Consider the following 15,608-nt stretch of genomic DNA (forward strand, 5'->3'; position numbering starts at 1 on the left):
ACTATGAACAAAAAAAGAGTATTAAGCGGAATGCAGCCGAGCGGAAGACTTCACCTTGGTAATTTGCTGGGCGCCCTTGAAAATTGGAAAAAACTTCAAAATGAGTATGCCTGTTATTTTTTTGTCGCGGATTGGCATGCTTTATCGACCAATTACCAGGATACCCGCTCCATTCGGAAATATACGAAAGAAATGGTCATCGACTGGATTTCCGCGGGTATCGATCCGGAGAAAGCAACCCTGTTTGTCCAGTCCCGGGTGAAAGATCATGCGGTTTTGCACCTTCTTCTTTCGATGATCACACCCCTTTCATGGCTTGAGCGTGTTCCAACTTATAAAGAACAGCAATCCCAACTATCTCATAAAGACCTGTCGACTTACGGTTTTTTAGGCTATCCTGTTTTGCAAGCGGCTGACATCCTGATCTACCGGGCTGATTTTGTGCCGGTGGGAATCGATCAGCTTCCGCATCTGGAACTTACCCGGGAAATTGCCAGAAGGTTTAACGCGTTGTACAAGACTGATTTTTTCCCTGATCCGATGCATTTGTTGACGAAATTTCCGAAACTGACAGGCCTCGACGGAAGAAAAATGAGCAAGAGTTATGATAACGCGATTTTTCTTTCTGACTCGGAAAAGGAGGTCTGGGAAAAAATCCGAACGATGATGACTGACCCGGCGCGAAAAAGGAGGACCGACAGGGGAAACCCTGACGTTTGCCCTGTTTTTGACCTTCACAAAATTCTTACGGATAAAGAAAAATTGCCGGAACTCGACCAGGGATGCCGAACGGCGGGCATCGGGTGTATCGACTGCAAACAGGTTCTCAACGGGTCGCTCAAGCCTGTTCTTAACCCGATTCGGGAAAATCGGGAAAAGTTGATGGAACACCCCGAAAAGATTGACGAAATAATTGTCAACGGATCGAAAGCTGCCTCGATAGAAGCGGAAAAGACGTTGGAAAAAGTTAGAGAAAGTATGCAGATTTGAAATGCCTCATAATACATCATATAGACCCGATTTTTCCTCAAAATACCATAGGTAGATAGTTTGTCTTGATTATTTAAAAAATTCTTGATATAAAAGCATAAGGTTTTCTAAACGGCCCCCTGAGTATCATAATACTCGAAAGGATATTGTTTTTGGATTTTAAAGACGAAAAAGAAGAATCCGGTTATTCAATTAAGCTCGATATGTTTGAGGGCCCGCTGGATCTTCTCCTTCATTTGATTAAAAAACACCAGATCGATATTTATGATATCCCGATTGCCTTAATTACCCGCCAATACCTTGAATATCTTGAAATCATGGAAACGTTGAACTTAAGCATTGCGGGAGAGTTTTTAGTCATGGCGGCGACTTTAATTCATATCAAATCTAAAACGCTCCTCCCGCCCGACGAAAAAATCAATGAAACGGAGGAAGAAGATCCCAGAGAGGAACTCCTTTCGAGGCTTCTTGAATATAAAAAATTCAAAGAAGCCTCCGCTCAACTTGAGGAACGGGAATCTCTTTGGGTGGAAATTTTCCGGAGAAAAATCCCTGAAGGCGTAGAACCGGTGAACGAAGAGTTTTGTTTTACCGACCTGAACCTGTTCGATCTGGTTGACGCACTGCAGAAAGTTATTGAACGGTTACCTGAAAAGGACGTTTTCGAGGTCACACAGGAAGTCCTTTCTGTTACCGACAAAATTCATTACTTGCTCGAATTCCTTGAAAACCGGGAAAGTGCCACTTTTTCAGAGCTTTTTGAAAAGGATTCGACACGGAATATGGTTGTCGTGACTTTTTTAGCTTTGTTGGAGATCTGCCGCTTAAGGTTGGTTCAGATCCAGCAGGTGGAGGAGTTTGGCGTAATTCGATTCCGAAAACTGAACGTTTCTCATGAAATAAATGAAGCAACTGGCTCTGCCAGTGCGTAACGCGGGGTTCGGGGGCATGAAAAACATAGCTTCGCTGCGGAATCGCTCGCGAGCAAGCTTTGTGGCACAGGCCCCTGAATCAGATAGAGGAGATGCCTAATGGAAATGAATGAACTCGTTCAAATTATTGAGTCTCTCCTGTTTGTTTCGTCCGAACCTCTTTCGATGGATAAAATTAAAGAGGTAACGGGTGGAGAAAAAAAGGAAATTCGCGAGGCCCTCGAAAACCTGAAGGGCCATTTTATGTCGGAAGACCATGGAATTAAAGTCGTGGAAATTGCCGGCGGGATTCAAATGGTAACCCGTCCCGAAAACGCTCCCTGGGTCAAAAAACTGTTGACCATTAAAACCACCGGAAAATTGTCCAAACCCGGGCTCGAGACGCTTGCCATCATCGCTTATAAACAACCGATTATTCGGCCCGAAATTGAATCGATTCGGGGAGTGGATTGCGGAGGCGTGATTAAAACCCTTCTTGAAAGACGGATGATTAAAATCGTGGGAAGAAAAGAGATGCCGGGAAAACCGATGTTATACGGGACGACCAAAGAGTTTCTCGAGTACTTTGGGCTAAACGCGATTTCCGAATTACCCACATTAAAAGAATTTAAAGACGATTCTTTACCGCTCTCTGAGCCGAGGTTTATTCAGGAAGAAATTCCCCAGGAACCGCAAGAAATCGCTTCAACCCCCTCCCCTGGCCTTGGTCCCGGTTCTTTCGGATAAAATCGGGGGGTGGGCAAGCGTCAAACTTCCTTGACATATTTTTTGTTTTTCGATAAGATAAAAGCAGGATTTAGCCGGTATACTTAAATTGATACTTTAACCTGGAGACGTTAAAAACGTCTCTTTATATTTTTTGAGGATGTTGATGTGTGAAGCGAATGCTTATATGGTCAAAGAGGGAAATGAGGAGCTTTTTCTTGAAAGCGTAAATGTTTTGGAGCCAAAAGATGGCGGAAAAATCTACCTGGAAAATGTTTTAGGGGAACAAAAAATATTTTCAGGAAGAATTAAAGAAATTCGTTTGGTTGAACATAAGATCATTCTTGAAAAAAATAATTAGGTTGAAAATCTGAATTATTGTAGAGCATGAATGCTTTACGAAGAAAGACCATGGAGGTCGATTGACTTTGTTTGTATTTACAAAGCCCCTTCATGGTTTTTTTTTAGGCGCCAGGATCTTCGTTTGGGGTGACCGCTGAGGTTGCCCGGGGAAGGCTCAAAGGCCTGCCTGTTACAAAGAAAGGGAAATTTCATGCGGTTGACAGCATTTCTTCTTTTTCTATTTATTTTGACTTTTAAGGTTCTTCCTTCTGACGCCGCGAACGAAAAACTCCTTGTCGTTTCAACTGTCGCGCCAATCACAAACCTGATCCAAAACATCGCCGGATCGTCCATCGAACTTCACGGGATTGTTCCGGAGGGGACCGATTCCCATACGTTTGAGCCCGCGCCGTCGGATATTAAATGGATTGCCGCCGGAGATCTTTTTATTTTAAATGGGCTAAATTTGGAAACCCCGACGGAAAAACTGATTTCATCCCAAAAGAAAAAGGGGGCGCCTGTGGTAAAACTGGGTGAACGGGTGATTTCACAAAAAGATTGGATTTATGACTTTAGTTTTCCCAAAGAAAAGGGAGACCCGAATCCCCATCTCTGGTTAAATGTGGCTTATGCGATGAAATACAGCGAAGTCATACGGGATGAGCTTATTAAGATTGATCCTGCCCATCGGACGATTTATCTCGAAAATACCGAGGCTTTTTTAAAGAAACTTAAACAATTAGATCAAGTTATTTTAGAAACGGTTCAGACGATTCCCCCCCCCAATCGAAGATTGGTGACCTACCATGATTCCTGGCCATATTTTGCCTCGCGTTATGGATTTACAGTTGTAGGTGCCGTTCAGCCTTCGAGCTTTTCGGAACCCTCGGCCCGGGACGTTGCGTCTTTAATCGATCAACTCAGGTTATTGCGTATTCCTGCGATTTTTGGTTCGGAGGTTTTTCCAAGCAAGGTTTTAAATCAGATTGCCCGGGAAGCGGGAGTTAAATACGTAAGCACTTTACGGGATGATGATCTTCCCGGAGAACTTTCAAGTCCTGAACATACCTATATCGGGATGATGGTGGAAAATCTAAAAAATATTGCGGTGCCTTTAGGAGGCAAGCCCGATTTGCTTAAGAAAGTCGATCCCTCTAACATTCAATTCCAGGAAAAATAACCGGTGGACGCGTTTATTGAGCTTAAAGAGGCGGTCGGAGGGTATGATAAAACTCAGGTTTTCTTCCCCGTTAATCTTAAACTTTCCCAGGGTGAGTTTGTCGGCATTGTCGGACCGACAGGCTCAGGGAAAACGACTTTATTAAAAATCATTCTTGGACTCATTCCGCCGCTGTCCGGGGAGGTTAAAATTTCAGGAACATCTGTTTATGGAAACAAGACCGTTCGAATCGGTTATGTTCCCCAGGTGGAAACGGTCGATTGGGATTTTCCGGTGACAGTGGAAGAAGTTGTTTTGATGGGACGCTGCAGGCACATGAACTTTCTCCCCTGGCCCAGTAAAAAGGACCGGCAGGATGCCCGAACCCTTCTGGATCGTTTGGGGCTGGGAGATCTTTCAACGCGCCATATCCGGGCGCTTTCCGGAGGACAACAGCAGAGAGTTTTTTTAGCGAGGGCTCTGGTCAGCAATCCTTCTTTATTGATTTTGGACGAGCCGACAGCCGGCGTGGATATTAAAACCCAGCATAATGTTCTCCATCTGTTAGGAGAATTAAACCACGAGGGGATGACGATTTTATTGACAACCCATGACCTGAATGCGGTAGCGGCTCACCTTCCCTCTGTCATCTGCTTTAATAAAGGGGTTGTCGCCCATGGAGATCCTGAAATTGTTTTCACGCCGGCTGTTTTAAAGAAAACCTACCAGGCGGATATGAACGTCATCCGGCATGGTGACTTCGTTTTGATGGCGCACAGCACCCCTCTTTCTATCCGAAACCCGAAAAAGCGAACTTAAATGGAAATTTTATTAGCTCCTTTGCATTATGAATTTTTCCGGACCGGCCTGATCGCGGCTCCTTTAATCGGAGCCTTGTGCGGGTTACTGGGGGTCTATATTGTATTACGCGGAATGAGTTATATCGGTCATGGTCTGTCCCATGCCGCTTTTGGGGGTGCTGTTATTGGTTATGTTTTGAATTTAAATTTTTATGTCGGCGCCGGCCTTTGGGGTTTTCTTGCCGCTATTTTAATTAATCAGGTCGTTCGAAGAAATAAAATAGGGGCGGATGCCGCGATCGGGGTCATTACGACGGCCAGTTTTGCAATTGGCGTTGCTTTAATCAGCCGGGTCCGCCATTTCACAAAGAACTTTGAGGCCGCCCTTTTTGGAAACATTCTCGGCGTGACCTGGGGGGACGTCTGGATTATTCTTTCAGTATTTATTCTTGCTTCAGGTGTTATTTTTATACTCTATAAACAGTTGTTATTTACCACCTTTGATGAAGAAACTGCGCGTGTTTATGGTGTTTCGACCGCCTGGGTGGACACTTTTTTTTCACTAATTCTCGCCGCGTCCATTATTGCTTCCATGCAAACCCTGGGGGTAACGCTCATTGCCGCGGCAATTGTTATTCCCGCGATTACGGCCCGGCAATTAACGGATAGTTTTCATAAAATGCTCCTTTTGTCAATGATCATCGGCGCGCTGACTTCTGTTTTTGGAATGTACGCCAGCTATTATCTTGATGTGGCGTCCGGAGCTTCGATCGTTCTTTTCGCGGCGGCCACCTTTTCGGCGGTGTTAGTCTTTAAAAGTTTGAAAAATACAGGAAAAGCTCCGCAAATGCTGGTTCAGGAAAGGATCTCCGAAGATTTTCCTCATGAACATCCCCATCGACATGAAGGCGTCCTCCACCTTCATGAGCATCAGGGGACGGAAGATACCCGGCACGACCACCACAGCGCGGAACATGGAGACGTCAAAGGGGAGGAACATCCTCATCCTCATCCCCATTCCCACGGACAGGGCAGGCATCAACACGACCACACCCATCCCCATCAAGAACACAAGTAAATATAAGATTAGTCGTTAGGTTTTTGGATTTTTTCCAGCAGATTTAAGTCCAATCCTTTTGCCTCGAAATACTCCCTTTCCAGTTCTTCAACGTAATAACGGTCAAGACCGCTTTCCTTTAAAAACTTTTCACGGGAGTTGCTTTCGTTTAAGGAGAGGACAATCGGAAGAATTTCAAAAATGTAAGTTGCTTCTTTCCGGATATCGGCAATAATTTTGTCAAAAAGGAGTGGCGTCATTTCCGCTTTAATGAGGCCCTTGTTTAAAAGCTCTTTTGAAAGGTCGATTCTGATGTTTTCCAGTTCGTTTTTTGATTTTATTTCGATGTAAAATGTTTTCATCATCTTTTTTAAATGAAAATGAGCCGTCTTGTACAACAACGCATCCTGGTTAATTTCATCGATCTGCTTTACGATATCATTCAGGCCTAAATTTCCGTTTTCCACTTCTTTGATGCCGTTGAATACCAGGTAGATTTTCTTTTTCCCGTAGCTGGTCAGGTACTTATCCTGTAAAATCGAATCAATAAAGATTTCCTTGAAAATTTTGGGATCCAGAGAATCAAACACTTTTTTATTTCCGTAAATGGTCCGGAGCATTTTTTCGGTGACGGGGTTTCCCTCCATGAAAACAAGTTGATTTAAAAAGTTATAGGTCGAATCATACCGGTCAAAAAAAGTAATGATATAACCAAACCGCTCCATGATATTAGGATTGTTTCCGTTTTGAGCATGTTCATCGCAAAGACGTCCCATATCGAGAAGGAGGCCGTCAAAACTATAGTCTCTTTTTTCGAGAGATTGTTGTTTTGCCTTGATCAGGAGGATTAAATCTTCATTGGAAATTAAAGTTTTAACATTTTGATCCTTCAGGAACAATCCTTCAAGAATTTCCCGGGTTGTCGCCAGATAGGAGGGTTCGCGGGATGTTTCAATTGATTTTCCTTTCAGGAACAACTCATCCAGTGCAATAAACAATTCAAGCGGAATGTTGTTTCTGACACTTAAGGTGCGGAGACGATTCAATTTTGCGAGTTTGCTTTGAGAAAGATCGAGAGAGGAAGAAAGATCGACGAGGATATCTTTATATTCATCGATAAGTCTTTTATTATCCGGGTGCTTGTAAATCACGTCTATTTTGGTCCGTTCTTGCTGATATTTTTCAATCTGGTTGATTTTTGCCAGTTCATCGAGCGTTGCCTGGTCGTGAACCGTCAGAAGCTTTTTCTCCGCGTAAAGGTCTTTGTAGAACTGGTAATACTCCTGGTTTTTCCGGTGAATAAACTTAATCAGGTAAATGGTTGAATCGGGGGCGTTCAAATAGGAGAAAAATTCGCTAATCAGGGCCAGATCATTTTGTTCAATGACATGCGGGGTTCTTTTGATCATTTTACCCAGCACCTTTAAAAGATGTTCCTGCTGATCTTTTGGGGTCGACGGGTGGTTCATCTGGATAAAAAAGTAATAATTGCAAATGGCGTTCCCGTTACGGAACATTTCTACCAACCGTTCACTGCCGCCCGTCCTATCTGAAAACACTAAAGAATCGGTTTCTTTTCGGTAGTGTGTGCCATTAAGGACCAGGCGGTTGACCACTTCCTTCCGGATCATGTCCTTTAAAGGGAGATTAACTCCGAACATATATTCACAAAAACTTCCGCCGTTCCCTTTATAATTTAGCCGTTGTTGATCGATCAAAAGTTCGTTAGAAGGAGAAAATAAACGGAGGCCTGAAAACGCATTCCCTTTTTGCTGTTCAAAAAAGTAAAGGTTTTTTATCTCTTTTCCGGCAATCGTGGCATAATACTCAATATCGGAATCCACCTGCCCGTGCAATCTGATATCCTGAATCATATGTAATAGTATATCCTAAAATTAAAAAAATGTAGTAATATTACCCAAGAACAGCGATAGACTTCGCACCCACTTATTAATCATGTCATTGCGAGCACCGAAGGGTGCGTGGCAATCTTATCGTAAAGTCTTGAGATTGCTTCACTTTGTTCGCAATGACAGCTTTCTAACTCTGTTCTTGGCCGATCTGGTTGGGAAGAGCTGTCTCTTTCGGAGCAGCATTGGAACGGAGCCTCCAACCCTTGATCCGTCTCTCGCGACGGATGGCACATCCATTTTAATCATCGAAAATCTTATGGAAGGGTTGACGCAGTTTAACCGGGACCTCATTCCCCGGCCTGCTATTGCCCGTCGATGGGAGATCTCGCCGGATGGAAAACGAGTCCGGTTTTATTTAAGAACGGATGTTTTATGGTCTGATGGAAAGCCTCTAACGGCTGATGATTTTGAATATGCGTGGAAAAGGCTTTTAAACCCCTCGACCGCTTCCGAATATGCCTATTTCCTTTACGATGTTGAAAACGCCGAAGCGTACAATCAGGGAAAACTTAAAAATGCCCGGCTTGTAGGCGTTCGGGCAATTGAGCCCTTTATTCTGGAAGTCCGCTTAAAAAAGCCAGTGCCCTATTTTACAAGTATTTCCACTTTTTCTGTGACCTACCCCTTGAGGAAAGATTTAATTGAAAAATACGGAAACCATTGGACAGATCCTGGAAAGATGGTCGTGAACGGGCCTTATCGTCTAAAAGAGTGGCGGCACGAATACAAATTAAAACTCGAGGCGAATTCATCCTATTATGGGGAGGGACCCTTCTGCGAAAAGATAGAGGTCTTTATCATTAACAATACAACGACCGCGCTTACTTTATATGAAACGGGGAGTTTGGACATGGTTCCCCTGCCTCCGGAAGCCATTGATTATTATAAAAAAAATCCCGAATATGTTACCCAGCCTTTATTAAGAGGGTATTACTACGGTTTTAACGCCTCGATTCCGCCGTTTAACGATGTTCGGGTGAGAAAGGCTTTTTTCATGGCCATTGATCGGGAGGAACTGCCCCGCATTTTAAAGGGGGGTGAGCGCCCGGCTTACTCCTGGATCCCTCCAGGAATGTTTGGATATGAAGAGGCCGCGGGGCTCCGGTTTAAACCAGAAACCGCGGAAAAATTGCTGGCGGAGGCAGGATATCCGGGAGGAAAAAACTTTCCGAAAGTGACCCTTGCTTTTAATACCGACATGGTCAACGCGCTAATTGCGGAAAACATTCAGGCCCAGTTAAAGAGGAATCTCCGGGTGGCGATTCATCTGGAGAATATGGAGTGGAAAGTTTACCTCACAAAAATTCAGGCGGACACGCCTCAGGTGTTCAGGCTCGGCTGGGGAGCGGATTATCCCGATCCTGATAACTTTATGAATTTGTTTGTGACGGGAGGGGGGAATAATCATACGCATTGGGGAAGCCCGGTCTATGATCAGCTGATTCTAAAAGCCTCTTCAGAACGGGATCCCGAAATCAGACGCGCGCTCTATCATGAGGCCCAGAAGATTCTCACCGAAGAAGAGGTTCCGATCATACCGCTTTTTGTGAGTGTTCAAAATTTTTTAGTGAAGCCTTATATCAAGGGTCTCGAAACCAATCCAATGGAATTGTTGGCGTTTAAAAAAATTAAGGTCAGCAGGTAATAGATGCGCTTCCATCAGGCTTTGCCTGTGGGAGCGACGGGGTTCGGGGGCATTGAGAAGGCATTTCTCGAAGGCCCCTGAATAAAATGACATGATTCAGTTTATTCTTAAACGCCTTTTATCCTCCCTGGTTGTTTTATTCATTGTTTCGACTTTGACTTTTTTTATCCTTTATATTGTTCCCGGCGGTCCGTTTGATCAGGAAAAAAAACTGCCTCCTGAAATTCAGGCGAATGTCGAGGCCAAATACCGGCTAAATTTACCGGTGTGGCAACAGTATTATTTTTATTTAAAAGGTTTGGCCCATGGAGACCTGGGCCCGTCTTATAAATATCCGGGAAGATCGATCAACGAAATTATTGCGGAGGCCTTCCCCGTGTCTGTGAAACTGGGTTTGGTTTCGTTCGGTGTCGCAGTGGGATTTGGGCTTTTTTTTGGAATGCTTGCCGCTGTTTATAAAGACCGGTGGATCGACAGATTATGTATGTTGAGTGCGTCGGGAGGGCTGTCAATTCCGACTTTTGTCTTGGGGTCCTTTCTAATCTTCGGTTTTTCAATTCAATTGCGTTGGTTTCCGCCCGCCTTGTGGGAAGGGTGGTCGTATATGTTTCTACCGTCTCTCACGCTGGGCCTTGGCGCCGCCTCTTATATTGCCCGCCTGGTACGGTCAAGCATCCTCGATGTTTCGTCGAAGGAATTTGTAAGAACCGCCAGAGCAAAAGGGCTTTCTGAAGAAGTCATTATGGTGAAACATATCCTTCGAAATGCCATCTCTCCCGTCGTGACGGTCTCCGGCCCTTTACTTGCCGGTTTGGTGACGGGCTCCTTTATTGTCGAGTACCTTTTTTCCATTCCGGGCATGGGAAGGTATTTTATTACGGCGGCGACCAATCGTGATTATCCCTTAATTATGGGGGTTACCCTGGTTTATGCCGTCATCCTCGTTGCCGCGAATATCGGGGTCGATGTGATGTATTCCATCATCGACCCGCGGATTAGAAGTAAATGATGCGCCCATCAGGCTTTGCCTGTGGGGGCGATGGGGTTCGGGGGCCATCGGAGCATCCGCTGAAAGCGGGGCGCACGGGCCCCTGAATAAAATGATGAAAAATAAAAATTTAGGGGTGTCTCTTTTATTTCTGGGAGCTTTGCTCATGTTAACGATCATCGGTCCGTGGGTCTCACCGTTTACCTACGATCAGCAGGACCCCCGCGCGCTTCTCCAAAGCCCTTCGGCGGCTCACTGGATGGGAACCGATAAATTAGGACGGGATCTGTTCACGCGGTTGATGGTTGGCGGACGCCTTTCTTTAGCGATCGGGGTAACTTCCGCTCTGGTTGCCGTAATCATAGGAACCCTTTATGGCGGGATATCAGGTTATCACGGGAAGACCCTGGATCACCTCATGATGCGCTTTGTCGACGTTGTCTTCGCGCTTCCGGATCTTCTGCTCATCATTCTGATGATGGTTATTTTAGGCAGGGGTTTCCTTGCGATTTTCCTTTCTCTCACTTTTGTCAGCTGGGTGACGGTCGCCAGGCTGATTCGAGGCGAGGTGATGAGGCTAAAAGAACAGGATTTTGTAGACGCGGCCATTGCGCTGGGGGCCAAACAAAATCGTGTTCTCCTTTTTCATATTTTTCCCGGCACACTGGGCCCATTGATTGTGACGTTAAGCTATCGGATACCCGCGGCTATCCTGGCGGAATCCACGCTGAGTTTTATCGGTTTGGGACTGGCGCCTCCGTCTGCCAGCTGGGGAATTCTGGCAAATGAGGGGTGGAGCAGCATGAAATTCTACCCTCATTTGATTCTCTACCCCTCAATCGCCATTTTTCTCACCATTCTCTCCTTAAATACCCTTGGGGATTATTTAAGGGACTATCTTGACCCCAATCGCCCGTAACCTTTTCCTTCAGCCTGTGTTTAAAAAAGGGAGCTGGAAAAGTTTTGGATAAAAAACCTGAAATTTGCGGCGGAGATAGGGTTGACAATCCTTTCTTTTGCCTGTCGTCGCGAGCACCCGCAGGGCGCGTGGCGATCTCGGTGCAGGATGGCGAGATGGCTTCGCCTTTGGCGGGCAATGTCACATTTTATCGCTGTTTTCCCAAGAACAGCGATAGGATTTGTAACTCCTTGTTTTGCCTGTCATCGCGAGCGCCCGCAGGGTGCGTGGCGATCTCGGTTCACGATGGCGAGATTGCTTCGCTTCGCTCGCAATGACAACTTTCTATCGCTGTTCTTGGGGATCAAAAAAAACGATTTCAACAAGTTTTTCTTCATTTTCTAAAGTAAATAAATTTTAATTTGAATTTTAACGAGGAGAGTAATTCAATGAACTTAGCAAAAACCATTTTAGGTGGAATCCTGGTTGTCGGATTAATGGCTCCGTTGGCAATGGGCGCGGAAAAAGATATCACGAAGCCCCGTGTTCCAGCCGGAGATATTGAAAAAGCCAAAGCAATGAAATCTCCGGTTGATTTAACGTCGGCGGCCGTCATCGCAAAAGGAAAAGAGATTTTTAACACGAAAGGCATATGCTTTACCTGCCATGGTCCTGAAGGAAAAGGCGATGGCATCGCCGCAGCCGGAATGGAACCTTCACCCCGGAATTTCACCAACCCTCAGTTTCATAAACTCAGATCTCCCGGTGAAATGATGTGGGTATTGAAAAACGGAAGCCCCAATACACCGATGATCGCTGTTATCCCTGCCCAGATTAATGAAGAAGAGGGCTGGGAAGCGATTGCTTACGAAAGAAGCCTTGGCGGTAAATAGTTTCTGGATTTAATAGGATTTTTTAGAGAAGCCCTGTAAAGGGCTTCTTTTTTTTAGTGCGCCCGGCAGGGCGCACCTACCTGGGAATAAAATGGAAAAACCGATCGGTCGAAAACGTGTGTATGAGGGGAAGATTTTGAACATTGAGTTGGATCAGGTGACGCTTCCAAACGGGCATCAAACTGAGTTGGAAATGATTCACCATCCGGGCGCGGCCGCGGTTGTCCCTCTCCTCGCGGATGGAAATATCGTTTTAATCTATCAATATCGATATGCGGCAGGCGGTTTTATCTATGAAATCCCGGCAGGAAAGCTCAATCCTGGTGAAAACCCCCTGGTCTGTGCAAAACGGGAACTCGAAGAAGAGACCGGATATACGGCGGAAAAATATCATCCGCTTGTCTCTTTTTTAACCACCCCCGGTTTTTGTGATGAGATCATCCACATCTATCTTGCCCAATCCCTTACCCCGGGCGCCCAAAACCTGGAGCCGAGCGAAGTATTAGAGGTTCGTCAAGTCAGCCTGAAAAAGGCGCTGCAGATGATCGAAGAGGGGTTGATTAAAGATGGAAAAACGATCATCGGCCTCCAATCGGCACACCTTCATCTCAACCGTTAAAAATTATTTTGGGGTGCGGTTGACCGTCAGACTTACAATCTTCCATTCTTCACCTTTCTTCTTTAAAATCCACTGATCTCCCCTGGACAGTTCGACCTCTTGAAGCCCCTCTTTTGTCTGGATAACGGCAGAAAGATCATTGACGATCGTCGCAATATTTTCCTCGATTCGGATGAAAATATTATGGTGAACAAGGTTTAAGTATTTGCGCTGGCGGTATTCTTCAATATACCGTTTTTGAATGGCGTCAAAACCATTCCAAACCCTGTCATCACTTTGATCGTTGGGGGTGAAGTTTTCATCACGTATGATGCCTTCATGAGACCAGAGGGACAAAGCGTAGGGCACATTGCTGTTGAGCGCCGCCTCTTCTTCCATCAAAATTTGCGTCTTTATCTGGATGATTGCCGGAGTATAAATTAAACCATACCCGGGTTCTTTGAGGAAGGCCTGTTTTGCGCGATAAATCAATTCTTTTTCGGGGACGTTATTGACGGCGGTGGCAAGTAGCAGAATAAACCCGATCGATAAAACGGCAATCATGAACTGGCCTGACCGGTCAGTGACCATATTCCCGAATCGCAATCCGGTTGATTTTGAGGTCAAAGCGGCATAGGGGAGGTGGTACCCCGATTCGCTTTGATAACTCCAGACGCTGGTGAAAACAGCAGAGCCATAAATGAAAGCCTGCCAGAGGAGGAGGCCCATAATCAGCAGGCCGCTTGGTCCAAAAAGGAGTTTTTCCATTAATCCCACACTTGCGATAACGCAGAGTGAGGCGAGAAAAAACTCCTGCGAGCTGATTTGAAGGCTTCTTAAAAGAAGGGCATTCCCCCGTTTTTTGGGAGTGCGCAAAAAAGTTCCCTCTTTCCGGGTTAACCCCATCAGGCAGGCCATTGAAACCACCCAGGTCATTCCGAGTAAAATCATCATCGCGGCGGCTGATTGCCGGAAAGTAATGTCGAGCCGGACCCTTAAGGCCCAGAGAAACCGGATCACTCCAAATAAAATAAAAACAAAAGGGGTATAAAGGGTCGCTCCCACCACCGGCTGTAAAAAAATGGTTTGAAAAAAAATCAAAGTCCCCGCGCTGATCAATAAGATCATTGAAAAACAAAGCGTGATGGGATCATTGAGCCATTGCAGGCCTCCCACCAGATAATCGTATTTCTGGCCCGGCGTGAGTCCGGTTTGTCGACCGGTTTTTAAATCTTTAAACCGCGGGAGCAATAATTTCCAGTGTCTCCTCAGAATCTGCATCCCTCCAAACGCCCATCTGAATCTCTGTTTTTTCAACCCTTCAATATTCAGGGGCATGATCCCATGTCCATAAGACTGATCGATATAGATAGACTCATACCCTTCATTTAAAATGCGGAGCGAAATTTCGGCATCTTCGGTAATGCACCATTCATCCCATCCCCCCATCTCTTTTAAAACGGAGGCCCGGATCAACCCCATGGTTCCGGCGAAAATAATGGAGTTCCTTTCGTTCCGGGCCGCCATCGATATTTTAAAAAAGTATTGGTAAGCGTCATAACAGGCCTTTGCGTATAAATCTTTTACATCAAACCCCCGGTAATCCTGGGGCGTTTGAACAAAGGCCATTTTCGGGTTTTTAAAAAATCCGGCAAGGTCTTTTAAATAATGGGATTTAACCACATAATCCGAATCCACGATGCCGACCAGTTCGGTGTCCGGCGCCATTTGTGTCAGCGCGTAATTCAATGCGCCCGACTTATACCCGGGCCAGTTATCCAGATGAAAAAACTTAAACCCGAGTTTCCGGCAATGGGCTTCGACCGGTTTCCATATCGCAGGGTCACGGGTGTTGTTATCAATGACGAGGACTTCATAATTGGGGTAATCGAGATTTGCCAGCGCATTGAGGCTTTCAATGACCATCTCGGGGGGTTCATTATAAGCGGGGAGATGGAGAGAAACTTTAGGAAAATAATCGGTTGCCGGAACAGGCACGACAGTCCGGGGCCACCTGATCCGGCAGAGGACGTCCAGAATTTCAAAGGAATGGGTGAACATGAGAAGGATAGCCAGTATTTCCAGAGCCAGCAATACCGTTGAAAATATCAAGCTCCATATTCCGAGGTGGGTAAAATAGGTCGATTCCGCGGCGTAGGCCAGAAAAGTTATTCCGCTCAATAAAGTAAAGGTCATCGAGAGCTGTCCGAAAGCATTCCATCTTTTTTCGGTTATGACAATGACCAGAATTCCCGTGATAGCGGCAGGGAGCCATTCCCATGACAGGTTCCTCTCCGGAAAAAGATAATGGATGAGGGCCCAGTGGCTTAACCCGGTGACGGCAGACAAGAGGATCAGGGAAAGAAGCCAGTGTTCTTTTTTGAGACGATGGCCCAGAAAAACCAGAAGAAGGGTGCTGGCCAGCAACCCGGTGATATTAAAATAAAGTAAAGAAATCAACATATTTTTTAATTATACCAGATCATTTCAATATTGCTTTTAATCCCAAGAACAGCGATAGAAAGTTGTCATTGCGAGCGAAGCGAAGCAATCTCGCCATCGTGAACCGAGATCGCCACGCACCCTGCGGGCGCTCGCGATGACAGGCAAAACAAGGAGTTACAAATCCTATCGCTGTTCTTGAGACGTCTTACGACGGGATCAATGATAAATAAAGAGCAGGTTTGC

The 15,608-nt window shown here is 45.5% G+C and carries 14 protein-coding genes; 12 read left to right on the forward strand and 2 right to left on the reverse strand.

Features of this window, described 5'->3' with window-relative positions; genetic code table 11:
• Positions 1 to 3: 3 nt before the first annotated feature.
• The 7 genes from trpS to HYR79_04530 all read left to right on the forward strand — a co-directional run bounded on the left by trpS (position 4) and on the right by HYR79_04530 (position 6,006).
• Complete coding sequence (gene trpS / locus HYR79_04500) at positions 4 to 990, forward strand: tryptophan--tRNA ligase (protein ID MBI1820950.1); 987 nt, start codon at positions 4 to 6, stop codon at positions 988 to 990.
• Between the two features lie 152 nt (positions 991 to 1,142).
• The gene (locus tag HYR79_04505) at positions 1,143 to 1,922 is read left to right on the forward strand and encodes a segregation/condensation protein A (GenBank protein MBI1820951.1); all 780 of its coding nucleotides are present in this window, start codon (positions 1,143 to 1,145) and stop codon (positions 1,920 to 1,922) included.
• Positions 1,923 to 2,021: 99 nt separating this feature from the next.
• Positions 2,022 to 2,648 (forward strand): SMC-Scp complex subunit ScpB, encoded by a 627-nt coding sequence (gene scpB, locus HYR79_04510; protein MBI1820952.1) that lies wholly within the window; start codon positions 2,022 to 2,024, stop codon positions 2,646 to 2,648.
• Positions 2,649 to 2,793: 145 nt separating this feature from the next.
• Complete coding sequence (locus tag HYR79_04515) at positions 2,794 to 2,988, forward strand: CooT family nickel-binding protein (protein MBI1820953.1); 195 nt, start codon at positions 2,794 to 2,796, stop codon at positions 2,986 to 2,988.
• 192 nt (positions 2,989 to 3,180) lie between these two features.
• Positions 3,181 to 4,149 carry a zinc ABC transporter substrate-binding protein gene (locus HYR79_04520; protein ID MBI1820954.1) on the forward strand — a complete coding sequence of 323 codons (969 nt, stop codon included), beginning with the start codon at positions 3,181 to 3,183 and terminating at the stop codon, positions 4,147 to 4,149.
• 3 nt (positions 4,150 to 4,152) lie between these two features.
• Positions 4,153 to 4,947 (forward strand): metal ABC transporter ATP-binding protein, encoded by a 795-nt coding sequence (locus HYR79_04525; GenBank protein MBI1820955.1) that lies wholly within the window; start codon positions 4,153 to 4,155, stop codon positions 4,945 to 4,947.
• The gene (locus HYR79_04530; protein MBI1820956.1) at positions 4,948 to 6,006 is read left to right on the forward strand and encodes a metal ABC transporter permease; all 1,059 of its coding nucleotides are present in this window, start codon (positions 4,948 to 4,950) and stop codon (positions 6,004 to 6,006) included.
• Positions 6,007 to 6,014: 8 nt separating this feature from the next.
• Here HYR79_04530 and HYR79_04535 read toward each other — a convergent pair whose 3' ends face one another.
• Positions 6,015 to 7,859 carry a TIGR04442 family protein gene (locus HYR79_04535; GenBank protein ID MBI1820957.1) on the reverse strand — a complete coding sequence of 615 codons (1,845 nt, stop codon included), beginning with the start codon at positions 7,857 to 7,859 and terminating at the stop codon, positions 6,015 to 6,017.
• Between the two features lie 178 nt (positions 7,860 to 8,037).
• Here HYR79_04535 and HYR79_04540 point away from each other — a divergent pair, with 178 nt between their 5' ends.
• The 5 genes from HYR79_04540 to HYR79_04560 all read left to right on the forward strand — a co-directional run bounded on the left by HYR79_04540 (position 8,038) and on the right by HYR79_04560 (position 12,941).
• On the forward strand, positions 8,038 to 9,543 hold the full coding sequence (locus HYR79_04540) for a peptide ABC transporter substrate-binding protein (GenBank protein ID MBI1820958.1): 1,506 nt from the start codon (positions 8,038 to 8,040) through the stop codon (positions 9,541 to 9,543).
• 91 nt (positions 9,544 to 9,634) lie between these two features.
• Complete coding sequence (locus HYR79_04545) at positions 9,635 to 10,552, forward strand: ABC transporter permease (GenBank protein ID MBI1820959.1); 918 nt, start codon at positions 9,635 to 9,637, stop codon at positions 10,550 to 10,552.
• A 94-nt stretch (positions 10,553 to 10,646) separates the two neighbouring features.
• Positions 10,647 to 11,450, forward strand: coding sequence for an ABC transporter permease (locus tag HYR79_04550; protein ID MBI1820960.1), 804 nt, complete (start codon positions 10,647 to 10,649; stop codon positions 11,448 to 11,450).
• A 428-nt stretch (positions 11,451 to 11,878) separates the two neighbouring features.
• Positions 11,879 to 12,322 carry a cytochrome c gene (locus HYR79_04555; protein MBI1820961.1) on the forward strand — a complete coding sequence of 148 codons (444 nt, stop codon included), beginning with the start codon at positions 11,879 to 11,881 and terminating at the stop codon, positions 12,320 to 12,322.
• A 91-nt stretch (positions 12,323 to 12,413) separates the two neighbouring features.
• Positions 12,414 to 12,941, forward strand: a complete 528-nt coding sequence (locus HYR79_04560; protein MBI1820962.1) for an NUDIX hydrolase — start codon at positions 12,414 to 12,416, stop codon at positions 12,939 to 12,941.
• A 3-nt stretch (positions 12,942 to 12,944) separates the two neighbouring features.
• Here the strand turns inward: HYR79_04560 and HYR79_04565 are convergent, their stop codons facing one another.
• Positions 12,945 to 15,383 (reverse strand): glycosyltransferase, encoded by a 2,439-nt coding sequence (locus HYR79_04565; protein MBI1820963.1) that lies wholly within the window; start codon positions 15,381 to 15,383, stop codon positions 12,945 to 12,947.
• Between the last annotated feature and the right edge of the window lie 225 nt (positions 15,384 to 15,608).

The organism is Nitrospirota bacterium, assembly GCA_016178585.1.
Lineage (GTDB): Bacteria > Nitrospirota > Nitrospiria > JACQBW01 > JACQBW01 > JACOTA01.